Annotated in this window: 13 protein-coding genes and 1 pseudogene; 8 read left to right on the forward strand and 6 right to left on the reverse strand. The window is 63.9% G+C overall.

Features of this window, described 5'->3' with window-relative positions:
• Positions 1 to 559: 559 nt before the first annotated feature.
• Both A3E77_RS08465 and A3E77_RS08470 read left to right on the forward strand, forming a co-directional pair.
• On the forward strand, positions 560 to 1588 hold the full coding sequence (locus A3E77_RS08465) for a D-alanine--D-alanine ligase family protein (RefSeq protein WP_293644932.1): 1029 nt from the start codon (positions 560 to 562) through the stop codon (positions 1586 to 1588).
• Positions 1585 to 2445, forward strand: coding sequence for an NTP transferase domain-containing protein (locus A3E77_RS08470; protein WP_293644934.1), 861 nt, complete (start codon positions 1585 to 1587; stop codon positions 2443 to 2445). Before A3E77_RS08465 ends, A3E77_RS08470 begins: the two co-directional genes overlap by 4 nt.
• Here the strand turns inward: A3E77_RS08470 and A3E77_RS08475 are convergent.
• On the reverse strand, positions 2366 to 3808 hold the full coding sequence (locus A3E77_RS08475; protein WP_293644936.1) for an 8'-apo-carotenoid 13,14-cleaving dioxygenase: 1443 nt from the start codon (positions 3806 to 3808) through the stop codon (positions 2366 to 2368). The genes A3E77_RS08470 and A3E77_RS08475 overlap by 80 nt on opposite strands.
• Before the next feature lie 86 nt (positions 3809 to 3894).
• On the opposite strand from A3E77_RS08475, the gene A3E77_RS08480 reads away from it, so the two are divergent.
• Positions 3895 to 4500 carry a TetR/AcrR family transcriptional regulator gene (locus A3E77_RS08480; protein ID WP_293644938.1) on the forward strand — a complete coding sequence of 202 codons (606 nt, stop codon included), beginning with the start codon at positions 3895 to 3897 and terminating at the stop codon, positions 4498 to 4500.
• A gap of 71 nt (positions 4501 to 4571) precedes the next feature.
• The gene (locus A3E77_RS08485; protein ID WP_293644940.1) at positions 4572 to 6356 is read left to right on the forward strand and encodes a sensor domain-containing diguanylate cyclase; all 1785 of its coding nucleotides are present in this window, start codon (positions 4572 to 4574) and stop codon (positions 6354 to 6356) included.
• Between the two features lie 114 nt (positions 6357 to 6470).
• Here A3E77_RS08485 and A3E77_RS08490 read toward each other — a convergent pair whose 3' ends face one another.
• Both A3E77_RS08490 and A3E77_RS08495 read right to left on the reverse strand, forming a co-directional pair.
• Positions 6471 to 7319 carry a hypothetical protein gene (locus A3E77_RS08490; RefSeq protein WP_293644942.1) on the reverse strand — a complete coding sequence of 283 codons (849 nt, stop codon included), beginning with the start codon at positions 7317 to 7319 and terminating at the stop codon, positions 6471 to 6473.
• A gap of 360 nt (positions 7320 to 7679) precedes the next feature.
• The gene (locus A3E77_RS08495; RefSeq protein WP_160771303.1) at positions 7680 to 7895 is read right to left on the reverse strand and encodes a hypothetical protein; all 216 of its coding nucleotides are present in this window, start codon (positions 7893 to 7895) and stop codon (positions 7680 to 7682) included.
• A gap of 417 nt (positions 7896 to 8312) precedes the next feature.
• On the opposite strand from A3E77_RS08495, the gene rpoB reads away from it, so the two are divergent.
• Both rpoB and rpoC read left to right on the forward strand, forming a co-directional pair.
• A complete protein-coding gene (rpoB, locus tag A3E77_RS08500) occupies positions 8313 to 12491 on the forward strand; it encodes a DNA-directed RNA polymerase subunit beta (RefSeq protein WP_293644944.1) in 4179 nt (1392 codons plus the stop codon).
• A gap of 55 nt (positions 12492 to 12546) precedes the next feature.
• Positions 12547 to 16830 (forward strand): DNA-directed RNA polymerase subunit beta', encoded by a 4284-nt coding sequence (gene rpoC / locus A3E77_RS08505; protein WP_293644946.1) that lies wholly within the window; start codon positions 12547 to 12549, stop codon positions 16828 to 16830.
• A gap of 97 nt (positions 16831 to 16927) precedes the next feature.
• Here the strand turns inward: rpoC and A3E77_RS08510 are convergent, their stop codons facing one another.
• Positions 16928 to 17314 carry a hypothetical protein gene (locus A3E77_RS08510; RefSeq protein WP_293644948.1) on the reverse strand — a complete coding sequence of 129 codons (387 nt, stop codon included), beginning with the start codon at positions 17312 to 17314 and terminating at the stop codon, positions 16928 to 16930.
• Positions 17315 to 17476: 162 nt separating this feature from the next.
• Here A3E77_RS08510 and A3E77_RS08515 point away from each other — a divergent pair, with 162 nt between their 5' ends.
• Positions 17477 to 18178 (forward strand): TonB-dependent receptor, encoded by a 702-nt coding sequence (locus A3E77_RS08515; RefSeq protein WP_293644950.1) that lies wholly within the window; start codon positions 17477 to 17479, stop codon positions 18176 to 18178.
• Positions 18179 to 18274: 96 nt separating this feature from the next.
• Here the strand turns inward: A3E77_RS08515 and A3E77_RS08520 are convergent, their stop codons facing one another.
• Positions 18275 to 18469, reverse strand: a complete 195-nt coding sequence (locus A3E77_RS08520; protein WP_235957492.1) for a PspC domain-containing protein — start codon at positions 18467 to 18469, stop codon at positions 18275 to 18277.
• Positions 18470 to 18868: 399 nt separating this feature from the next.
• Between A3E77_RS08520 and recF the strand changes: the two genes are divergently transcribed.
• On the forward strand, positions 18869 to 19978 hold the full coding sequence (gene recF / locus A3E77_RS08525; RefSeq protein WP_293644952.1) for a DNA replication/repair protein RecF: 1110 nt from the start codon (positions 18869 to 18871) through the stop codon (positions 19976 to 19978).
• Here the strand turns inward: recF and A3E77_RS08530 are convergent.
• Positions 19975 to 20073, reverse strand: a pseudogene (locus tag A3E77_RS08530) (arsenate reductase (glutaredoxin)); the annotation flags it as partial. The gene recF and the pseudogene A3E77_RS08530 sit on opposite strands and share 4 nt — an antisense overlap.

Raw genomic sequence — 20073 nt, forward strand, 5'->3', positions numbered from 1 at the left:
TGGTTTCGGCAGGCGCGATATCCAACGGCACGCGAATGACCGGCTTCGGGGTCTGCGGCTCGGCGGTCTGGGGCGTCGCCACCGGCGCGGTCATGCTGGGTTCGGCGACCGTCGGCGGCGTTTGCGGCGCGGGTGCAACCACCGGCGGCGGTGCCACCGGGGACGTCATGGGGACGCTCGGCGTTTCCTGCGCAAAAGCGCTGGGGGCGGTAAGGACCAGGAACGCGGCAATCGCGCTCGTGGCGGGGCGGGAGAGGGCGATGTTTCTTGTCATAGTGAAAGAGGAACGAGCCGCCGCGCCAAAATGCTGCCCGAAACAACGGGATTCCACGATGAGCCGTGCGCACCGAACGGCGCGGCGAAGAATGGGGGGCGTTGGTCGCACGGCGAACAGGTTTTCGCGACCGGACGAGCGGTGGTGATCCCGGCCCGCGCGACGGCGGGAGCGGTCGGTTTTTTCTGGCAACACCGGCTGAAATGACAACTGCCTTGCAGTTCGGTGTCACGGGTTTCACCGATCCGTCATGGCCGCGCAACCTTCGCATGGTCGATGAAGCGCATGAAAACGACCGATCTTGCCCCGACCCGGCTGCCGGGCCGCCTGCGCGAAACACAGCGGCTGCTCTTCATCGCTAAACATGCGCGCTGGACGGGCGGCCTTCATCCCGATGACGGCAACCACGCCCCCTATCACCGCGAAATGCGCGAAACGCTGGAAGGGATCGGCGTCGAACTGCTGATCGCGGACAGCTATGCGGCGCTGTTCGACCGGCCCGCTGCCGATTTCGTATTCCCGCTGCTCAACCGCGGTGGCTTCTTCAATTCGGAAATGCTGTTGCCCTTGCTCTGCAACCGGCACGGTCTGCCCTATCTTGGCGCGTCGCCGATCGTGCGCGGTCTGTCCGACGACAAGCATCTGACCAAGCTGGAGGCGGCCGCGCGCGGCGTGCCGACCGCCCCGTGGGCGCTGTTCCGGCGCGGCGCGCCCATTGATGTGTCGCGGTGCCCGCCGTCGCGGCGCTGGGTGATCAAACCGAACAACAGTTCGGCGTCTTGGGGCGTCCGCGACGCGCACGACCGCGTCGAGCTGGCGCGATCGGTGGCAGAAATCCATGCGCTCGACCATGACGCGCTGGTCGAACCCTTTATCGACGGCAGCGATATCGAGGTGCCCGTGATCACATTGGGCGGCGCGCCAGCGATGCTGCCGATGATGATCTTTGAGCAAGCCGATCCTAGCCAGTTGCGGACCTATCAGGAAAAGCGCGACCTTGTCGGCCAGGTCGGATACCGGATCAAGCGGTTCGACGATCCCGCGATCAGCCGGAATATCATCGAATATACCCAGCGGATGGCCGATGTCTTCCGTCCGTTCGATTATGGCCGGTTTGAATTTCGCGTCGATCACACGACCGGCGACGTGCGGTTGCTGGAGGTCAATCTGAACTGCAACCTGTGGTCGGAAAAGCTGTTCTCGCGCTCGGCGGTCGCAGCGGGCTTTACCCATTCGCAGCTTGTCGAGACGATCGTCGCCGAAAGCATGATCCGCCAGATCGCCCCCGCTGCGGCGCGGCGCGACGCCGCATGAGCGGTTCGATCCTGATCCTCGCCGGACGCCGTGCCGGCGCGATCGACCCACTCGCCGCGGCGCATGGCGTGGCCAACAAGTGCCTCGTCCCGGTCGCAGGCCGCCCGATGATCGCCCATGTTCTGGAAAGCGCCGCGGCGAGTTCGGCCGACCGGGTGTTCGTGTCGACGCACCACGCGGCGCTGCTGGCCGACCTGGCTGACCCGGTGATCGCATCGTTGGGACGGCGGTTGGTCGTCGTTCCGGCCGCGGACAATCTTGCGGACTCGGTCCTTGCGGTCGCAGGCGTCGCCCGTTTTCCCTTGCTCGTCACCACCGCCGACAATTGCCTGCTGACCGCGGCAACGATCGCCGAGATCGCAGCCGAGGCAGAGCGGCTGGGTGCCGACGCGGGGGTCGCGCTGGCGCGGCGCGAAGATGTGCTGGCGGTGCACCCCGAAGGCCAGCGGCGCTTTTACGAGTTTTCCGATGTCGCGGTATCGAACTGTAACGCCTATTGGATCGGCCATCCCAATGCGCTGCGTGCGGCGGAGGCCTTTCGCGGCGGCGGCCAGTTCGTCAAGAAGCCGCTCCGCGTCATGCAGGCGTTCGGGCTAATCAACCTGCTGCGCTTTCGGTTCGGGCTGGGACCGATCCACCATATTTTCGCCCGCATTTCGCGCCGGTTGAAGGTCGAAGTGGCTCCGCTGTTGATCGGCAACGGAGCCACGGCGATCGACGTCGACAACGAACGGTCGCTGGCGGTGACCGAGGCGCTGATGCGGCGCCCCGATACCGTCAATCCGCGACCCAGTTCCCGTGGAACCCCGGCGGAACCCGGTGCGGTAGATGCACGACAGCTTGTGGCGACCCGGTAAAATCATCGGCGTTGAGGATGACGAGGTCGGTCGTTTCGTCGTTCATGTCGACAACAAGGCCAATCAGCCAGCCATCATCTTCGGCGCCGTCGTTGCTGCGCGGGACGAACACGAACTCGCCGGGGTGGCGGCCGGGACCAAAGTCGTGGATGTCGGTCATACCCTTGTCGAGATCGTGCTTGAACAGCCGCGTGTCGGCGAGAGCCCATTCGGCTGACACGCCGTCGGGAATCGCGATCGTATAGGCATAGCGATAGGGTTTGGCGGTCAACCGTTCGTCATAGCGCGGAAATTCCTGTGCGTGATCGTGGATGACGGTGCGGGTCGTCGTTCCGGCGACCGGATCGATCGTCCAGCGTTCCATCCGCGACTTTTCGCTGTCCGGTCCGCGCTTTGAGCTGGCGAACATTGTTTCGTGCGCGACGAGGTCGACGATGACCTTGCCGTCCGCCGTTTCATAGGCGTTGGCTGGGTGGAAGACATAGCAGGGCTCGACCGGCACCCAGACGACGCTGTCGCCGCTGCCTTTCCGCGGAAGGAGGCCGACGCGCGCCGGGTGCGCGTCGTTCCACGCATAGGGGAAGCGGTAACCGCCGAGCAGCATCTTCATCGAAAAGGTGACGGGCAGGTCGAACACGAGCACATAATTTTCGGTGATGGCGCAATCATGGATCGAGGGACCGTCGCTGACGGCAATCGGTTCCTCGCGGACGACATGCGCCTGATTGTCGAGGACGACGTGCCAGACCTTGTTCGGCTCGTCGCCGCGATAGGTGATCGCGTGCATTTCGTTGGTCGCGGGGTCGTGATGCGGGTGTGCCGTGAAGGCGCCGGCGAGCGTGCCGTCGAACGGGTTATGCGCGATCGTGTTCAGCTCATAACCCAGTTCGACGGGTTTGCCGCCCGCCTCGACAATCGCAAAGGTGCGGCCTGCGAGGCCGACGACATTGGTGTTCGGTGCGTCATTGCGGTCGGCGCGCGGGCCAGGGGGCAGGTCTTCGCCGAGCGCTTCGCACGCTTCGCTGCCGCGGACCCAGCGATTGCGATACCAGTCGGCCTTACCGCCCGCGATGCGGATGCCATGCACCATGCCGACGCCGGTGAACCAGTGGTAGCTGGCGGGGTCGGGCGCCGCGGCGGGGTTCGGCCCGTTGCGCAGGTAGCGGCCGGTCAGCGCAGCAGGGATTTCGCCATCGACGCGCAGCGCCTCGATCGTGAATTCCTCGGTCATCGGTTTGTGAATGCCGGTCAGGAAGGGGTGGGCGTCGGTCGGGCGGGGCAGGCGCTTGCGATTGAAATCGGCGACCTTGCCGATGCCTTTGACGACGGCGCCGCGGATCAGGGTTTCGACGTTGCTTGCCATGGTGATGCTCCTTACGGATGGTGACGAAAGTGTCGCGTGGCGTGGAGGGGATTGCGCTGGCGACTCGGAATGTTTACGGTGACAACATGGCGAATGAAGATAACAGTGTCAACATAAAAGGCGATGGGGCGAAAGCAGCGGGTGCCTATCATCATGGCGACTTGCGCGCCGCGGTGATCGCGGCGGGACTGCGGCGGCTGGAGACGGGCGACGACGGCGAACTGGGCCTGCGCGCCCTTGCCCGCGATGTCGGGGTCAGCGCCACCGCGCTTTACCGCCATTTCCCCGACAAGGAGGCGCTGCTCGACGCGCTGGCCGACGAAGGGCTGCGGCGGCTGGGCGCGTTGCAGGCGCAGGCGTGGCTGAAGGCAGGGGGCGGCCGCAACGGGTTCAAGGCGACCGGGACGACCTATGTCCGATTTGCGCATGACGAGCCGGCGCTGTTCCGGTTGAGCTTCACGCGCCAGATGCCCGACCGCAAGCAGGGCGATGATGGCGGCGAAGTTGCCTATAACCTGCTGCGAGCCGGGGTTGGCGAGGCGCTGCCGGGGGTCGAAAACCCCGACACTGCGGCGCTGCACGCCTGGGCGCTGGTCCATGGCCTGGCGATGCTGATCCTCGACCGGCGGCTGGAGTGGGATGAAGCGATGGTCGACGAAGTTGTCGGCCTGACGTTTGGCGGGATCGACTAGTCGCGGCGAGACCCGATAGCTGGCCGCAGAATATTAGCGGTTTATTTTCCCCTTTTCGGTTATTTGGTCACATGACCCGGTCGCTGTCCCCCAAAGTCGAGGCGGTCTTTTGGCTCCTGCTGAGCGCAACGGGATATTTCCTGCTGGCAAGCTTGTCGTTGCACGCCACCAAAGGGGCCGACAATATCGCCGCGGTTTGGCCGCCGAGCGGCTATTTCCTCGCGCTGCTGCTGTTGATGCCCGCCTCTGCGCGCGTCGCCGCCTTTGTCGGCATGGCGGCGGCCAGCCTGGCGGCGAATATCCATGGCGGCGCGCCGCTGTGGTCCTGTTTCGCCTTCACCTTGTCGAACCTGTGCGAGGCGGTGGTCGCGCTGTGGCTGATCCGGCGCAGCGAGCCGGGCGAACTGTCGTTCATGGTCCCGCGATCGGTCATCCGGTTCTGCGTGGCGGCATTCGCGGCGAGCACGATCAGCGCGGCGATGGCGTGGGCGCTGACCGGCAAAGGGCTCGATTTCCTGCTGTCGTGGTTGACGACGGTGCTGCTCGGCATGTTGATCGTCACCCCGCCGATCGTGATGCTTGCGCGGATGATCGGAACCAATGCGTTCGGAAAAGCGCCTGCCGGAATGAAAACCGAAGCGGCCGCGATCCTGACCGCCACGGGGCTGGTCACCATTTTATCCTTTTCGCAGTCGGCGTTTCCCGCGACCTTCCTGCCGTGCATCGCGGTCGTTGCCGCAGCCTATCGGCTGGGGCCGTTCGGCGCCGCGGCGGGCGTGTTGATCGTGACCATCATCGTGTCGCTGTTCACCGGGCAGGGATATGGCGTGATCGCCGCGATGGACACGGCGCCCAAGGTCAAGGTGCTGTTCCTGCAATTCTACCTGGTGATCCTGCTGTTCGCGACCTTGCCGCTGGCGGCGTTGCTGATCGGTCGGCAGCGACTGGCAAAGCGGCTGGAGCAAAGCAACCGCTGGCTGTTGCAGGCCGAGGCGGCGGCGCTGGTCGGTCATTGGCGCGTCGATCTGGCCCATTGGACGATCACCTGGTCGGATCAGACCTATCGCGTCCATGGGCTGGAACCCGGCGTGCCGGTCGACGTGGAATATAGCGTCAAGCAATATGTCGCCGAAGACCGCGTCGCGGTGCGGAAGATATTGGAAGCCGCGGTGCGGACCGGCGAGCCTTTCGAGTTTCAGGGCCGCATCCGCCGCGCCGACGGCCAGATACGGCATGTGAAATCGCACGGGTCGATCGAGATGGGGCGCGGCAAGCGGGCGATCGGCATTTTCGGCACGGTCCAGGACGTCACCGAGACGGTCGAGAATGCGCGCATCCTCGAAGCGGCGCGCAGCGCGGCCGAGCGCGTCGCGAACACCGACATGCTGACCGGCCTGCCCAACCGCCGCCACACGCTGGCCTTTCTCGAAAAGGCACTGAGCGGCGCGCGCGACCATGGGGCGCCGCTGGCGGTGGCGATTTTCGACATCGACCATTTCAAGCGCATCAACGACACCCACGGCCATGCGATGGGCGACCGGGTCATCCACCGCGTCGCGCAGCGGGCGAAAGCGGCGCTGCGCGACGAAGATATGCTGGGGCGGATCGGCGGCGAGGAATTTGTCTGCATCCTGCAACGGTCGAGCGCGCAAGCCGCCGAAATGGTCGCCGAACGCGTGCGCCAGGCGGTCGAGGCGGGGACTGCGGATGAAGAGGGCCTGCCCAACGCGACGATCAGCGTCGGGCTGGCGGTGTATGACGGCGAACCCGACGTCGAGGAATTGCTGCACCGCGCCGACAAGGCGCTGTATGTCGCCAAGCGCGAAGGACGCAACCGGCTGCGCATGGCCGCCTGAGGAGGCGAGGGCGATCGTGCGGCAGGGGGCATGTCCCTGTCGCGCGGGGACGGGGACGTAAAAAAAGGGGCGCGGAACTTTGGTCCCGCGCCCCTTTTCCAACAAGCGATCGTTTTAGTTGGCGGGCTTTTCCGTGGCCGTCGTCGTGGCCGCGGTCGCATCGGCTTGCGGCGCGGGCGCGCCGGTTGCCTGTGCCACGGCCGCTGCGAACTGTTCGGCGGTATAGGCCGCCGCGAGACCGGCCGGCGACATCAGGAAGGCGCTGCGCGGCAGGCTGACGTCGTCGCCCGACGGGGTCGTCACGACCACGGCGCTGGCGCTTGCCGATTTGACCTTGCCGAGCACGGCCGCGCCCTTGAGGCTGCGGACGTCGGCGCCCGCCACCAAGGCGGCGGCCACTGCCGCGTCATCGGCGGCCGCAGCCGTGTTCACTTCCTGCATCGCGGCGGCGAACTGTTCGGCGGTGAAGCTGGTCGCAAGACCGGCCTGGCCGACGAAAAAGGCGCTGCGCGGCAGTTTCACGTCGCCGGTGGGGCTGGTGAGAACCACGCCGTCGGCGGCGACAAGCTTGACCTTGCCAAGAACCGAATTGCCGTTGACGCCGCGCACCTCTGCGCCGGGCTGAAGGGCGGCGGTCAGCTTGGCTTCATTGCCGGCAGCGGCTTGATCGACCGCGGCCATGACCTGCGCCTTGGTGGCGCCGATCGTCGGCCCCTGTTCCAGCTTGCCGAAAGAATTGGCGGGCAGGGTTACCTGCTTGCCGGCGCCGAGATCGACGACGACATTGGCGCCCTGGGCGCTGGCAATGGTGCCGAGTTCGGCGCCTTCGGAATCGAAAACCTTCGTGCCGACCGACAGGTCGACGGTCGCCGTGGCGGCAGCATCCTGTGCCAGCGCGGGGGCCGCCACAACGGCAGCGGCACCGAGAGAGAGAGTTGCGACAAAGCCTGCGAGTTTCCGCATTGCTTGGGGTCTCCTTTGGGAATTGATGATTGGAACGATGGAAGTTGAACGCGCTTGATACGATAAGGACCACGCCAAGGCTGACGAACCGTGCCTGATGCGGGACGAAGCGAGTTTTGACGATGTGGTTCACGGCGGGCTGGGGATTTGGCCGCGTTGGCTTTGCGGATTTCGGGCGTGGGTCAGGCCGTGCGACGCGAAGGGGATTCGGGGCGCGTCCGGGATTTGCCGGGGGTGGGCGTTCTGGCCTGTTCCTGCCCGTTCGCTCGGCGTCGGGCTCTTTCGATGGGTGTCTCGACTTCGCTCGACACGAACGGGCAGGGAGGTTCGTCGGCTGGCGACCAATTGCGGACATCGATGCTAATCCGGGTATGGCAGACCTTCGCCCCGGTGAAATAGAATCTCCTGCCTGGCGATCGGCGTGAAACCGGTGATGTCCGCAGTCAGAAGGATGCCGCGGTCCCTCCAAGCGCACCCAAGAACTTCTGCCGCCCTTTGTTGAAGCATTTCGCTTGCGCTTGCGTCGCGCGCCACCTTTTCAAGCTCAGGTAAGGCTTCGTCGAGCGAGTCGATCATGAGAGCGGCATAATCCCGCTCCCAGTCATTCGCGTCGGGGTTCCTAAATATTTCAAGAGCCTCCTGAGGCGTCCTTGGAGCCAGCAAGCCACCCTCTCCAATCACTAGCGCGAGGTAAACTGATGTCAGCTCTAGCACCGGAGGGACTTGAAGCAAATGTCTGCTTCCCACCCCAAAGCCGACATCGGGCGTGGCGTGGCGGGCGCGGCGTTGACACCGCGCGCCGCAAATCCTATATCGCCCCCACACCCCATCGTCCGAGATAGAGCCTGACTTTGCGCAACGGGCTGTACGGATAGGTCGCTGGGGATTTCGACAGGCGTTGGAAAGCTGCGGTAAACCGGCAACGGTTGCCTGCGGCTTTTTTCGCGTCGATGCGCTCGCGACCTGATTTTTCTTAAGGCGAGACAATCACTTATGGCGACCAAGGCGAAGTCGGTGGGCAAGGCCCTCGAAGCAACCGCAAGCAAGCGAATCCGTAAGCTGTTCGGCAATATTCACGAAGCAGTGGAGATGCCCAACCTCATCGAGGTGCAGCGCGAATCCTATGAGCAATTCCTGCGGTCCGACCCTTCGGTCGGCTATGTTTCGGGCCTGGAGAAGACGCTGCGCAGCGTTTTCCCGATCCGCGATTTCGCCGGCACCGCCGAACTCGATTTCGTTCACTACGAACTCGAAGCGCCGAAATATGACGTCGAGGAATGCCGTCAGCGCGGCATCACCTATGCAGCGCCGATGAAGGTCACGCTGCGCCTGATCGTCTTTGAAGTCGACAGCGAAACCGACACGCGTTCGGTGCTCGATATCAAGGAGCAGGACGTTTACATGGGCGACATGCCGCTGATGACCGAGAACGGCACGTTCTTCGTCAACGGCACCGAGCGCGTGATCGTGTCGCAGATGCACCGTTCGCCGGGTGTCCTGTTCGACCATGATCGCGGCAAGACCCACTCGTCGGGCAAGTTCCTGTTCGCCGCGCGCGTGATCCCGTATCGCGGTTCGTGGCTGGACTTTGAATTCGACGCCAAGGACATCGTCAACGTCCGCATCGACCGCAAGCGCAAGCTGCCGGTTACCAGCCTGCTGTATGCGCTGGGCATGTCGGGCGAAGAAATCCTGAACACCTTTTACGACCGCCTTGTGTTCGAGCGCGCCGAAAATGGCTGGAAAGTGCCGTTCGTCGTCGAAAACTGGCGTGGGTCGAAGCCCGCGTTCGACGTCGTCGACGCCAAGACCGGCGAAGTCGTCTTTGCCGCCGGCCACAAGATCAGCCCGCGCCTTGCGAACAAGGCCGCAAAGGATGGTCTCGACACGCTGCTGATCCCGACCGAGGAAATCTTCGGCCGTTACAGCGCCTATGACCTGATCAACGAAGCGACCGGCGAAATCTATATCGAAGCCGGCGACGAAGTCAGCGCCGACAATCTGGAAAAGCTCGACGCGGCGGGGGTCGACAAGCTCGTCCTGCTCGACATCGACCACAACAACACCGGCCCGTGGATTCGCAACACGTTGAAGGTCGACAAGGCCGAAGATCGCGACCAGGCGCTGTCGGACATCTATCGCGTCATGCGCCCCGGCGAACCGCCGACGCGCGAAACCGCGGAAGCATTGTTCGGCGGCCTGTTCTTTGACCCCGAGCGTTACGACCTGTCGGCCGTCGGCCGCGTCAAGCTGAACATGCGCCTCGGCCTCGATGCCGAAGACACGGTCACCACGCTGCGCAGCGAGGACATTCTGGCTGTCGTCAAGGAACTGGTGAACCTGAAGGACGGCAAGGGCGAAATCGACGATATCGACAATCTCGGCAACCGCCGCGTGCGTTCGGTCGGCGAGCTGCTCGAAAACCAGTATCGCGTCGGCCTGCTCCGCATGGAGCGCGCGGTGAAGGAGCGCATGAGCTCGGTCGATGTGTCGACGGTGATGCCGAACGACCTGATCAATGCGAAGCCCGCGGTCGCCGCGGTGCGCGAATTTTTTGGTTCGTCGCAGCTCAGCCAGTTCATGGATCAGACCAACCCCTTGTCGGAAGTCACCCACAAGCGCCGCGTGTCGGCGCTTGGGCCGGGCGGTCTGACGCGCGAGCGCGCGGGCTTTGAAGTCCGCGACGTTCACCCGACCCACTATGGCCGCATCTGTCCGATCGAAACGCCGGAAGGCCCGAACATCGGCCTGATCAACTCGCTCGCCACCTTTGCGCGCGTGAACAAATATGGCTTCATCGAAACGCCGTATCGCAAGATCATCGACGGCAAGGTGACCAACGAGGTCGTCTATCTGTCGGCGATGGAAGAACAGAAGCACACGGTTGCGCAGGCGAACGCCGACCTCAACCCCGACGGCAGCTTCATCGACGAGCTGATCTCGGCGCGCGAAGCGGGCGAGTTCCTGATGGCGCCGAAGGACCAGATCACGTTGATGGACGTGTCGCCGAAGCAGCTGGTTTCGGTCGCGGCGTCGCTGATCCCGTTCCTGGAAAACGATGACGCCAACCGCGCGCTGATGGGATCGAACATGCAGCGTCAGGCTGTGCCGCTGATCCGGGCCGAAGCGCCCGTCGTCGGCACTGGCATGGAAGAGACGGTTGCGCGCGACTCGGGCGCGGCCATTGCGGCGCGTCGCGGCGGCGTGATCGACCAGGTCGACGCTACCCGCATTGTTATCCGCGCGACCGACATGGTCGAACCCGGCAAGTCGGGTGTCGACATCTATCGCCTGCAAAAGTTCCAGCGGTCGAACCAGAATACCTGCATCAACCAGCGTCCGCTGGTGAAGGTGGGCGAAGTGGTCAAGACCGGCGACATCATCGCCGACGGTCCGTCGACCGAGCTGGGCGAACTGGCGCTCGGCAAGAATGTGCTCGTCGCGTTCATGCCGTGGAACGGCTATAATTATGAGGACTCGATCCTCATCAGCGAACGCATCGTGAAGGACGACGTCTTCACCTCGATCCACATCGAGGAATTTGAAGTCACCGCGCGCGATACGCGGCTTGGCCCCGAAGACATCACCCGCGACATTCCGAACGTCGGCGAGGAAGCGCTTCGCAACCTCGACGAAGCGGGCATCGTCTATATCGGCGCCGAAGTCGGTCCCGGCGACATCCTGGCCGGCAAGATCACCCCCAAGGGTGAATCGCCGATGACGCCGGAAGAAAAGCTGCTGCGCGCGATCTTTGGCGAAAAGGCCAGCGATGTGCGCGACACCTCGCTCCGCCTGCCGCCAGGCGTGTCGGGCACGGTCGTCGAAGTCCGCGTCTTCAACCGCCACGGCATCGACAAGGACGAGCGCGCGATCGCGATCGAACGCGAAGAGATCGAGCGCCTGAAGCAGGACGCCGACGACGAACGCGCGATCCTCAACCGCGCGACCTTCTCCAGCCTCAAGGAACTGCTCATCGGTCAGGCGACCAGCGCGGTGCCGAAGGGCCTGAAGAAGGGCGATGTCGTCACCGAAGAGATGCTGGTCGACCTCGACCGCGCCGACTGGTGGAAGCTGGCGGTCGTCGAAGACAATGCGCAGGCCGCATTGGAAGCGATCAAGGCGCAGTATGACGACGCGATCAAGCGGATCAGCGCGAAATATGAAGATCGCGTCGAAAAGCTGCAGCGCGGCGACGAACTCGCCCCCGGCGTGCTCAAGATGGTCAAGGTCTTCGTTGCGGTGAAGCGCAAGTTGCAGTCGGGCGACAAGATGGCCGGCCGTCACGGCAACAAGGGCATCATCAGCCGCATCCTGCCGGTCGAGGACATGCCGTTCCTGGAAGATGGCACGCATGTCGATTTCGTGCTGAACCCGCTGGGCGTGCCGTCGCGCATGAACGTCGGGCAGATTCTGGAGACGCATCTTGGCTGGGCATCGCGCGGCTTCGGTCGCCAGATCACGGCGGCGCTCGAAGACTGGCGCGTGGCAAATCCCGACCCCGAAGCGGGCGCCCCGCCCGAGGCGGTTCGGGAGGCGCTGCTCCAGGCCTATGGCGACGAATATGCCGACGAGATCAAGGCGCGGACGACCGAAGAGATTGTCGAACTCGCCGGAAACCTGTCGGTCGGCGTGCCGTTCGCGACCCCCGTGTTCGACGGTGCGCGCGAAGGCGACGTGTCGGCGATGCTGGAACGCGCCGGTCTGGACCGTTCGGGCCAGGTCGACCTGTACGACGGCCGTTCGGGCGATCGGTTCGACCGCAAGGTGACGGTGGGATATATGTATATCCTGAAGCTGCATCACCTGGTCGACGACAAGATCCACGCGCGTTCGATCGGGCCGTACAGCCTCGTCACCCAGCAGCCGCTGGGCGGTAAGGCGCAGTTCGGCGGCCAGCGCTTCGGTGAAATGGAAGTGTGGGCGCTCCAGGCTTATGGCGCCGCCTATACGCTCCAGGAAATGCTGACGGTGAAATCCGATGACGTGATCGGCCGCACCAAGGTTTACGAAGCGATCGTCAAGGGCGACGATACGTTCGAGGCCGGCATTCCCGAAAGCTTCAACGTGCTCGTCAAGGAAATGCGCTCGCTGGGCCTGAATGTCGAACTGTCTTCCTATGCGGAAGAAGATCCCGACAATCTCCCGGATGCCCTTCCCGAAGCCGCCGAATAATGATTTTCCTCACCCCCTTCGCCCGCGGCGAAGGGGGAAGAGTGGAGCTTAAAATATGAACCAGCTTACCAACTTCATGAACCCGGTCGCGAAGCCCGAAACCTTCGACATGATCAAGATCGGCATCGCGAGCCCGGAACGCATCCGCTCGTGGTCGTTCGGCGAGATCAAGAAGCCCGAAACCATCAACTACCGCACGTTCAAGCCCGAACGCGACGGCCTGTTCTGCGCGCGCATTTTCGGTCCGATCAAGGATTATGAATGCCTGTGCGGCAAGTATAAGCGCATGAAATACAAGGGCATCGTCTGCGAAAAATGCGGTGTCGAAGTCACGGTCACGAAAGTGCGCCGCGAGCGCATGGGCCATATCGAGCTTGCGGCCCCCGTCGCGCACATCTGGTTCCTGAAGTCGCTGCCGTCGCGCATCGGCCTGTTGCTCGACATGCAGCTCAAGCAGCTCGAGCGCGTCCTGTATTTCGAGGCCTATATCGTTCTTGAGCCCGGCCTGACCCCGCTGGAGAAGTTCCAGCTGCTGACCGAAGACGAGCTGCTCGACGCGCAGGACGAATATGGCGAAGACGCCTTTTCGGCCGGCATCGGGGCCGAGGCGATCCGCGTGCTCCTCGAAAATCTCGACCTGGAGCAGGAACGCGTCGACCTGATGGAAGATCTCGCGACCACCAAGTCGGAGCTCAAGCCCAAGAAGATCATCAAGCGTTTGAAGGTCGTCGAAAGCTTCATCGATTCGGGCAACCGTCCCGAATGGATGATCCTGGAAGTCGTGCCGGTCATCCCGCCCGAACTGCGCCCGCTGGTGCCGCTCGACGGCGGCCGTTTCGCGACGTCGGATCTCAACGACCTGTACCGCCGCGTCATCAACCGTAACAACCGTCTGAAAAGGCTGATGGAACTGCGCGCGCCGGACATCATCGTCCGCAACGAAAAGCGCATGTTGCAGGAAGCCGTCGACGCCTTGTTCGACAACGGCCGCCGCGGCCGCACGATCACCGGCGCCAACAAGCGTCCGCTGAAGTCGCTGTCCGACATGCTCAAGGGCAAGCAGGGCCGCTTCCGCCAGAACCTGCTCGGCAAGCGCGTCGACTATTCGGGGCGTTCGGTCATCGTGACCGGGCCCGAACTCAAGCTGCACCAGTGCGGCCTGCCGAAGAAGATGGCGCTCGAACTGTTCAAGCCGTTCATCTACGCGCGCCTCGACGCCAAGGGTCTGTCGATGACCCTGAAGCAGGCGAAGAAGTGGGTCGAAAAGGAACGCAAGGAAGTCTGGGATATCCTCGACGAAGTCATTCGCGAGCACCCGGTCCTGCTGAACCGCGCCCCGACGCTTCACCGCCTGGGCATCCAGGCGTTCGAGCCCGTGCTGATCGAAGGCAAGGCGATCCAGCTTCACCCGCTGGTTTGCGCCGCGTTCAACGCCGACTTCGACGGTGACCAGATGGCCGTCCACGTCCCGCTCTCGCTGGAAGCCCAGCTGGAAGCGCGCGTGCTGATGATGTCGACGAACAACATCCTGAGCCCCGCGAACGGCAAGCCGATCATCGTGCCGTCGCAGGACATGGTGCTGGGCCTCTACTATCTCTCGCTGGAGCGCGAAGGCGAACCGGGCGAGGGCATGTTGCTGGCCGACATGGCCGAAGTGCACCAGGCGCTGTTCACCGGCGCGGTGACGCTGCACACCAAGGTCATCAGCCGCGTTCCGCAGACCGACGAGCAGGGCAATGAGTATCTCAAGCGTTTCGAGACCACGCCCGGCCGTATGCTGATCGGCGAATGCCTGCCGAAGTCGCACACCGTGCCCTTCGACGTCGTCAACCGCCTTCTCACCAAGAAGGAAATCGGCGACGTGATCGATCAGGTCTATCGTCACACCGGCCAGAAAGAGACCGTGCTGTTCGCCGACGCCATCATGGCGCTGGGCTTCCGCAACGCGTTCAAGGCCGGCATCTCGTTCGGCAAGGATGACATGATCATCCCGGCGTCGAAGGAAGGCATGGTCGACGAAACCCGCGCGCTGGTGAAGGATTTCGAGCAGCAGTATCAGGACGGCCTGATCACGCAGCAGGAAAAGTACAACAAGGCCATCGACGCCTGGTCGCAGTGCGGCGACAAGGTGGCGAACGCCATGATGGACGAAATCCGTGCGACGCCGAAGCTGGACGACGGCCGCCTCGCCCCGATCAACTCCATCTATATGATGGCGCATTCGGGCGCGCGTGGTTCGCAGGCCCAGATGAAGCAGCTGGCCGGTATGCGCGGCCTGATGGCGAAGCCGTCGGGCGAGATCATCGAAACGCCGATCATCTCGAACTTCAAGGAAGGCCTGACCGTTCTCGAGTATTTCAACTCGACCCACGGTGCGCGTAAGGGCCTGGCCGATACGGCGCTCAAGACGGCGAACTCGGGTTACCTGACCCGCCGTCTGGTCGACGTGTCGCAGGACTGCGTCGTGATCGAGGAAGATTGCGGCACGACGCGCGGCATGGAAATGCGCGCGATCATCCAGGGCGGTTCGACGATCGCCTCGCTGGGCGAGCGCATCCTGGGCCGCACGACGCTCGAAGATGTCGCCGACAAGGACGGCAACATCATCGCGCCCGTCGGCACGCTGCTCGACGAAGCCACCACCGCGCGGATCGAGGAGGCTGAAGTTCAGTCGGTCAAGATCCGTTCGCCGCTGGTTTGCGAAGCGACGCTGGGCGTGTGCGGCAAATGCTATGGCCGTGACCTTGCGCGCGGCACGCCGGTCAACATCGGTGAAGCTGTCGGCGTCATTGCCGCCCAGTCGATCGGTGAACCCGGCACCCAGCTGACGATGCGCACCTTCCACATCGGCGGTGCGGCGCAGGTCAACGAACAGTCGAACGCCGAAGCGATTTCGGACGGCACGATCGAATATCGCGACATGGCGACGATCGTCGACCAGCGCGGTCGCCGCCTGGCGCTGTCGCGTTCGGGTGAAATTGCGATCATCGACAGCGAAGGCCGCGAACGCGCGTCGCACAAGCTGCCCTATGGTGCGCAGATCCTGCACAAGGACGGCGAAAAGGTGAAGAAGGGCGACCGGATTGCCGAATGGGATCCGTTCACCATGCCGCTGATCACCGAAAAGCAGGGCGTCGTGAAGTATCAGGATTTGCAGGACAGCAAGACCCTGATCGAACAGGTCGACGAAGCGACGGGCATCGCCCAGCGCGTCGTGATCGAATATCGTTCGGCGGGCCGCGCCAAGAAGGAAGACCTTCAGCCGCGCCTGACCTTGCTCGACGATCAGTCGGGCGAAGCCGCGCGCTACCTGCTCGCGGTCGGCACGATGCTGTCGGTCGAGGACGGTCAGGAAGTGCAGGCGGGCGACGTGCTGGCGCGTGTCAGCCGCGAAGCGTCGAAGACGCGCGACATCACCGGCGGTCTGCCGCGGGTGGCGGAGCTGTTCGAGGCGCGCATTCCGAAGGACAACAGCGTTATCGCGAAGATCAGCGGCCGCATTGAATTCGTCAAGGATTACAAGGCGAAGCGCAAGATCGCGATCGTTCCGGAAGAAGGCGATCCGATCGAATATCTGATCCCGAAGTCGAAGGTGCTGGAAGTGCAGGAAGGCGACCAGGTCAAGCGCGGCGACGCGCTGATCAGCGGTTCGCCGAACCCGCACGACATCCTCGACGTGATGGGTGTGGAGGCGCTGGCCGAATATCTGGTCGCGGAAATCCAGGAAGTCTATCGATTGCAGGGCGTGAAGATCAACGACAAGCACATCGAGGTGATCGTTCGCCAGATGCTGCAAAAGGTCGAGATCACCAACGGCGGCGACACGACGCTGCTGCCCGGCGAGCAGCTCGATTATCTGGAGATGATGGAATATAACGCCAAGCTGCCGAAGAATGGCGTGCCCGCGGAAGGCCGTCCGGTCCTCCTCGGCATCACCAAGGCGTCGCTGCAAACGCGCAGCTTCGTTTCGGCGGCATCGTTCCAGGAGACGACCCGCGTCCTCACCGAAGCATCGGTGCAGGGCAAGATCGACTCGCTGCAAGGCCTGAAGGAAAATGTCATCGTCGGCCGCCTGATCCCGGCGGGCACCGGCGCTGCCATGAACCGCGTCCGCGTCACCGCCTCGTCGAAGGATGCCGCGCTTCGCGCCGCCATGCGCGCCGCGAACCAGGAGCATCTGATCGCCCCGACGACCGCCGCCGAAGAGCATGCCGCCGAACTGGCGCAGGGCCCGGAAGCCGCGATCGGTGACGATCCGCTGGGCAAGGTGCAGGGCGAAGATTTCACCACCGACGATGTCGCGGTGCTGGATCGCCCCGAAGGCGAAGGCGAGGAATAAGCTTCCTCGGCTTTGAAGCCTGACAGAAAATGGCCCCGCCGGAGCGATCCTGCGGGGCTTTTTCTTTGGCGGCTTTGGGGTGGGAAGCGGACGAAACCTAAAGGCCAGCGAACACCGAGTAGTATGACTTTATAGAGGCTATTTGGTCGTCCTTAAACTGGACGGTATAGATGACATATCCGCCGCTCTGTGCGGGGAGCGCGATCCGCCAATTTCCTGAAGCTTCGGCTACCTGTTGGCGATCGTGGTCAAAGAGATATTCGCCTTCCAACTGCTTTCGTGCGTCGTTTCGAGATTGCCCGACGATAAAAGGGCCAACTGCACCATTTCGGAAAGTATATTGATAAGCCCAAAGGCCGTCATCGAAGGACATCCACGCAGCCAAATCCGGACGGTCTCGCCCATAAGCTGATCTGACGCCGAGGTGACCCGCGACAAGCGCCAATAATACAGCGGCAGATATGATCCCGGTGCGCTTTGACATTCAACACGCTTACCATAGCGGCCAGCGTCCACAATCGGTCGTTTCCCGACGTTCGTCATTCCCCGATCAAGTCCGGGTCACGATGGGCGGTCCATTCGGCAGGGCTTTTTCTTTGGCGGCAAGCTGATAGCTTCGCCTTCTCGATGGGGAAGGAGAGGAACGATGCGTATCGGTCTTTTGGGAATGGCGCTGGTCGCGGGGACGATGCCGGCGATCGCGCAGGACGATAGCAATATCAGGGGCGAAGTGGTCGTGACGGGACAGCGTGCCTCGGCCGATTACCTGTCCGACGAACAGACCGTCGTCGGGTTGCGGCGCCCCGCCGACAGCGCGATCCAGCCGGTAAAATTCACCTCGGACTCGCGCGACGCCGATGTCCGCAAGCGCGAGATTCATGCGATGATCGAAAGCGCGATCCGCCGCGCCGATGCCGCCGGCGTCGAACTGGTCACCGGCGAATTCGAGCTGACCAGGGTGACGCTCGCCAACTACCGCGACCTTGCCTTTCGGGGCGGCGGGCGCCCCGATACCAGCGAAATCGCGGTTTATGTGAAGGCGAAGCTGGGCGGATCGGTCGGCAGCGCGCAGTCGCGGATCGACAATTTCGTCAAGGCCGTGCCGGCCGAGGGACGCGCGCTGATGGAACGGCGCGGCGCGCTGACGCTGACGATCATCAACCCCGACCAATATCGTCCCGAGATCGTCAAGCTGGTCGCGGCGGAGGCGCTCAAGACCGCGGGCGCTTTCGGCGCCGATTATGGGGTCGAGGTCGCGGGGTTGAACGAGCAATTGATCTGGGCGCAGGCGAGCGCAACCGAGGTGTTCCTTTATATTCCGTACCGTTTCACGGTGCGCCCCAAATGAAAAGGGCCCACCGGGGTGGCCGGTGAGCCCTTGGTCCTGGGAATATGCGGGCCGGTCCGATTGCGCCTGTGAGGCGGCCGGCCCTGATGCTCTGTCCTACGGCGCGAGGATCGCGACGGCGAGGTACAGCAGCAGAGGAAGGCCGAAGCCCAGAAGCGTCAGGGCGACAAAGCCGACGCGCGTCCACAAGACGTCGATGCCGAACTGGTCTGACATGCCGGCGCACACGCCGAAGATCATCCCGTCGCGACGATTCTTGCGAAAACCCTGTTTCATTTCTTTCCTTTCCATCCCGGCCGATGCGGCCGGCGTTTATCGAGGGCCGACGCAGCCGGTCAGGCGAGCAGGCTGTTCGGGCCAGCAGCGGCGAAGAGCATGACCGAGCAGTAAAGCGAGGCAACCGCAGCGATGGCGTAGCTCTTGAACGATTCGACGTTGAAATGGGCCATGATATTTTCCTTCCTTGAACCTTCCATCCGGGCCATCCGGTGGATGCCAACTGTAATGCAGGGAGCGTGCCAATTTCATTCATTGGCGGTTAAGCGGGGTTTTTCGGTTCGCGACATATTATTTCAGCGCGAAAAATACGCTGAGATGGCAAAAAGTCCCGTTAGTCGGAAAAATTTCAACGAAACCATCTGGCGCGATGCGCTGGCGTCGTCGAAGCGGCTGCGGTAGGCGGGCAGGCAAATGACGCTGACCCGCCTTTCGCTGACCGATTTTCGCAATCATGCCGGCGCGGACATGGCGGCCGCTGCCGGGCTTGTGGCGCTGCACGGCGACAATGGCGCGGGCAAGACCAATATATTGGAGGCGCTCTCGCTGCTCGCACCGGGGCGCGGACTACGCCGTGCCGCGCTGTCCGACATGGTGCGCGACGGGGCAAGCGGCGGCTTTGCGGTCTTTGCCGAGGTTCAAGCCGGAGCGGATCTTGCGCCGGTGGCCCTGGGAACGGGGATCGAGCCCGCGCAGCCGGGGCGGCGTATCGTGCGCGTCAACGGCGCCCCGGCGGCCGCGACGGCGCTGGGCGAATGGCTGGCGGTGCTGTGGCTGACCCCGGCGATGGACCGGCTGTTCGTCGAGACCGCGGGCAACCGGCGGCGCTTCCTCGACCGGCTCGTGCTCGCGCTCGACCCGCGTCATGCCCAGCACAGCAATCGTTATGAGGCGGCGCTGCGCGCGCGCGGGAAGTTGCTTGCCGACCCGGCGCAGGCCGACCAGCAATGGCTCGCCAGCCTGGAGGCGCAGCTCGCGGAGCATGGCGCGGCAATGGATGCGGCGCGCCAGCAGATGCTGGCGGGATTGTCGGCCGAACTGGCGGGGCAGCCCGATGCGCCGTTCGCGCGGCCGCTGTTGACCTTGGTCGACAGTGAGGGGGCGCCGCGCGTGGCCCCGCACGATGTCGATGCGCTGAAGGCGCTGTTCGCGGGCCGCCGCCGGATCGATGCCGCCGCCGGGCGCGCGACCGCGGGGCCGCACCGCGACGATCTGTCGGCGGTTCACGCCGCGACCGGGCGGGCGGCGGCACGTTGTTCGACCGGCGAGCAAAAGGCGATGCTGCTCTCGCTCGTCCTCGCGCACAGCGACAGCGTCGCGCGCGCGCGCGCGCAGCGGCCGGTGCTGCTGCTCGACGAGGTCGCGGCGCATCTTGACCCGCTGCGCCGCGGGGCGCTCTATGACCGGCTGGCGGGGCAGGGCGGGCAGGCGTGGCTGACGGGGACCGAGGCGGCGCTGTTCGACGACATGCCGGGGCCGGTGATGCGCTTCCGGGTCAGCGGCGGACGGATCGCGGCGGATTAGAGGATGTCGCGCACCCGGTCCTGCGGGCGGCACAGGCGGACACCCTTGTCGGTTTCGACGAACGGGCGCTCGACATAGGCGGGGTGGGCGGCCAT

It is taken from the genome of Sphingopyxis sp. RIFCSPHIGHO2_12_FULL_65_19, assembly GCF_001830555.1.
In the GTDB taxonomy this organism is placed as follows: Bacteria; Pseudomonadota; Alphaproteobacteria; order Sphingomonadales; family Sphingomonadaceae; genus Sphingopyxis.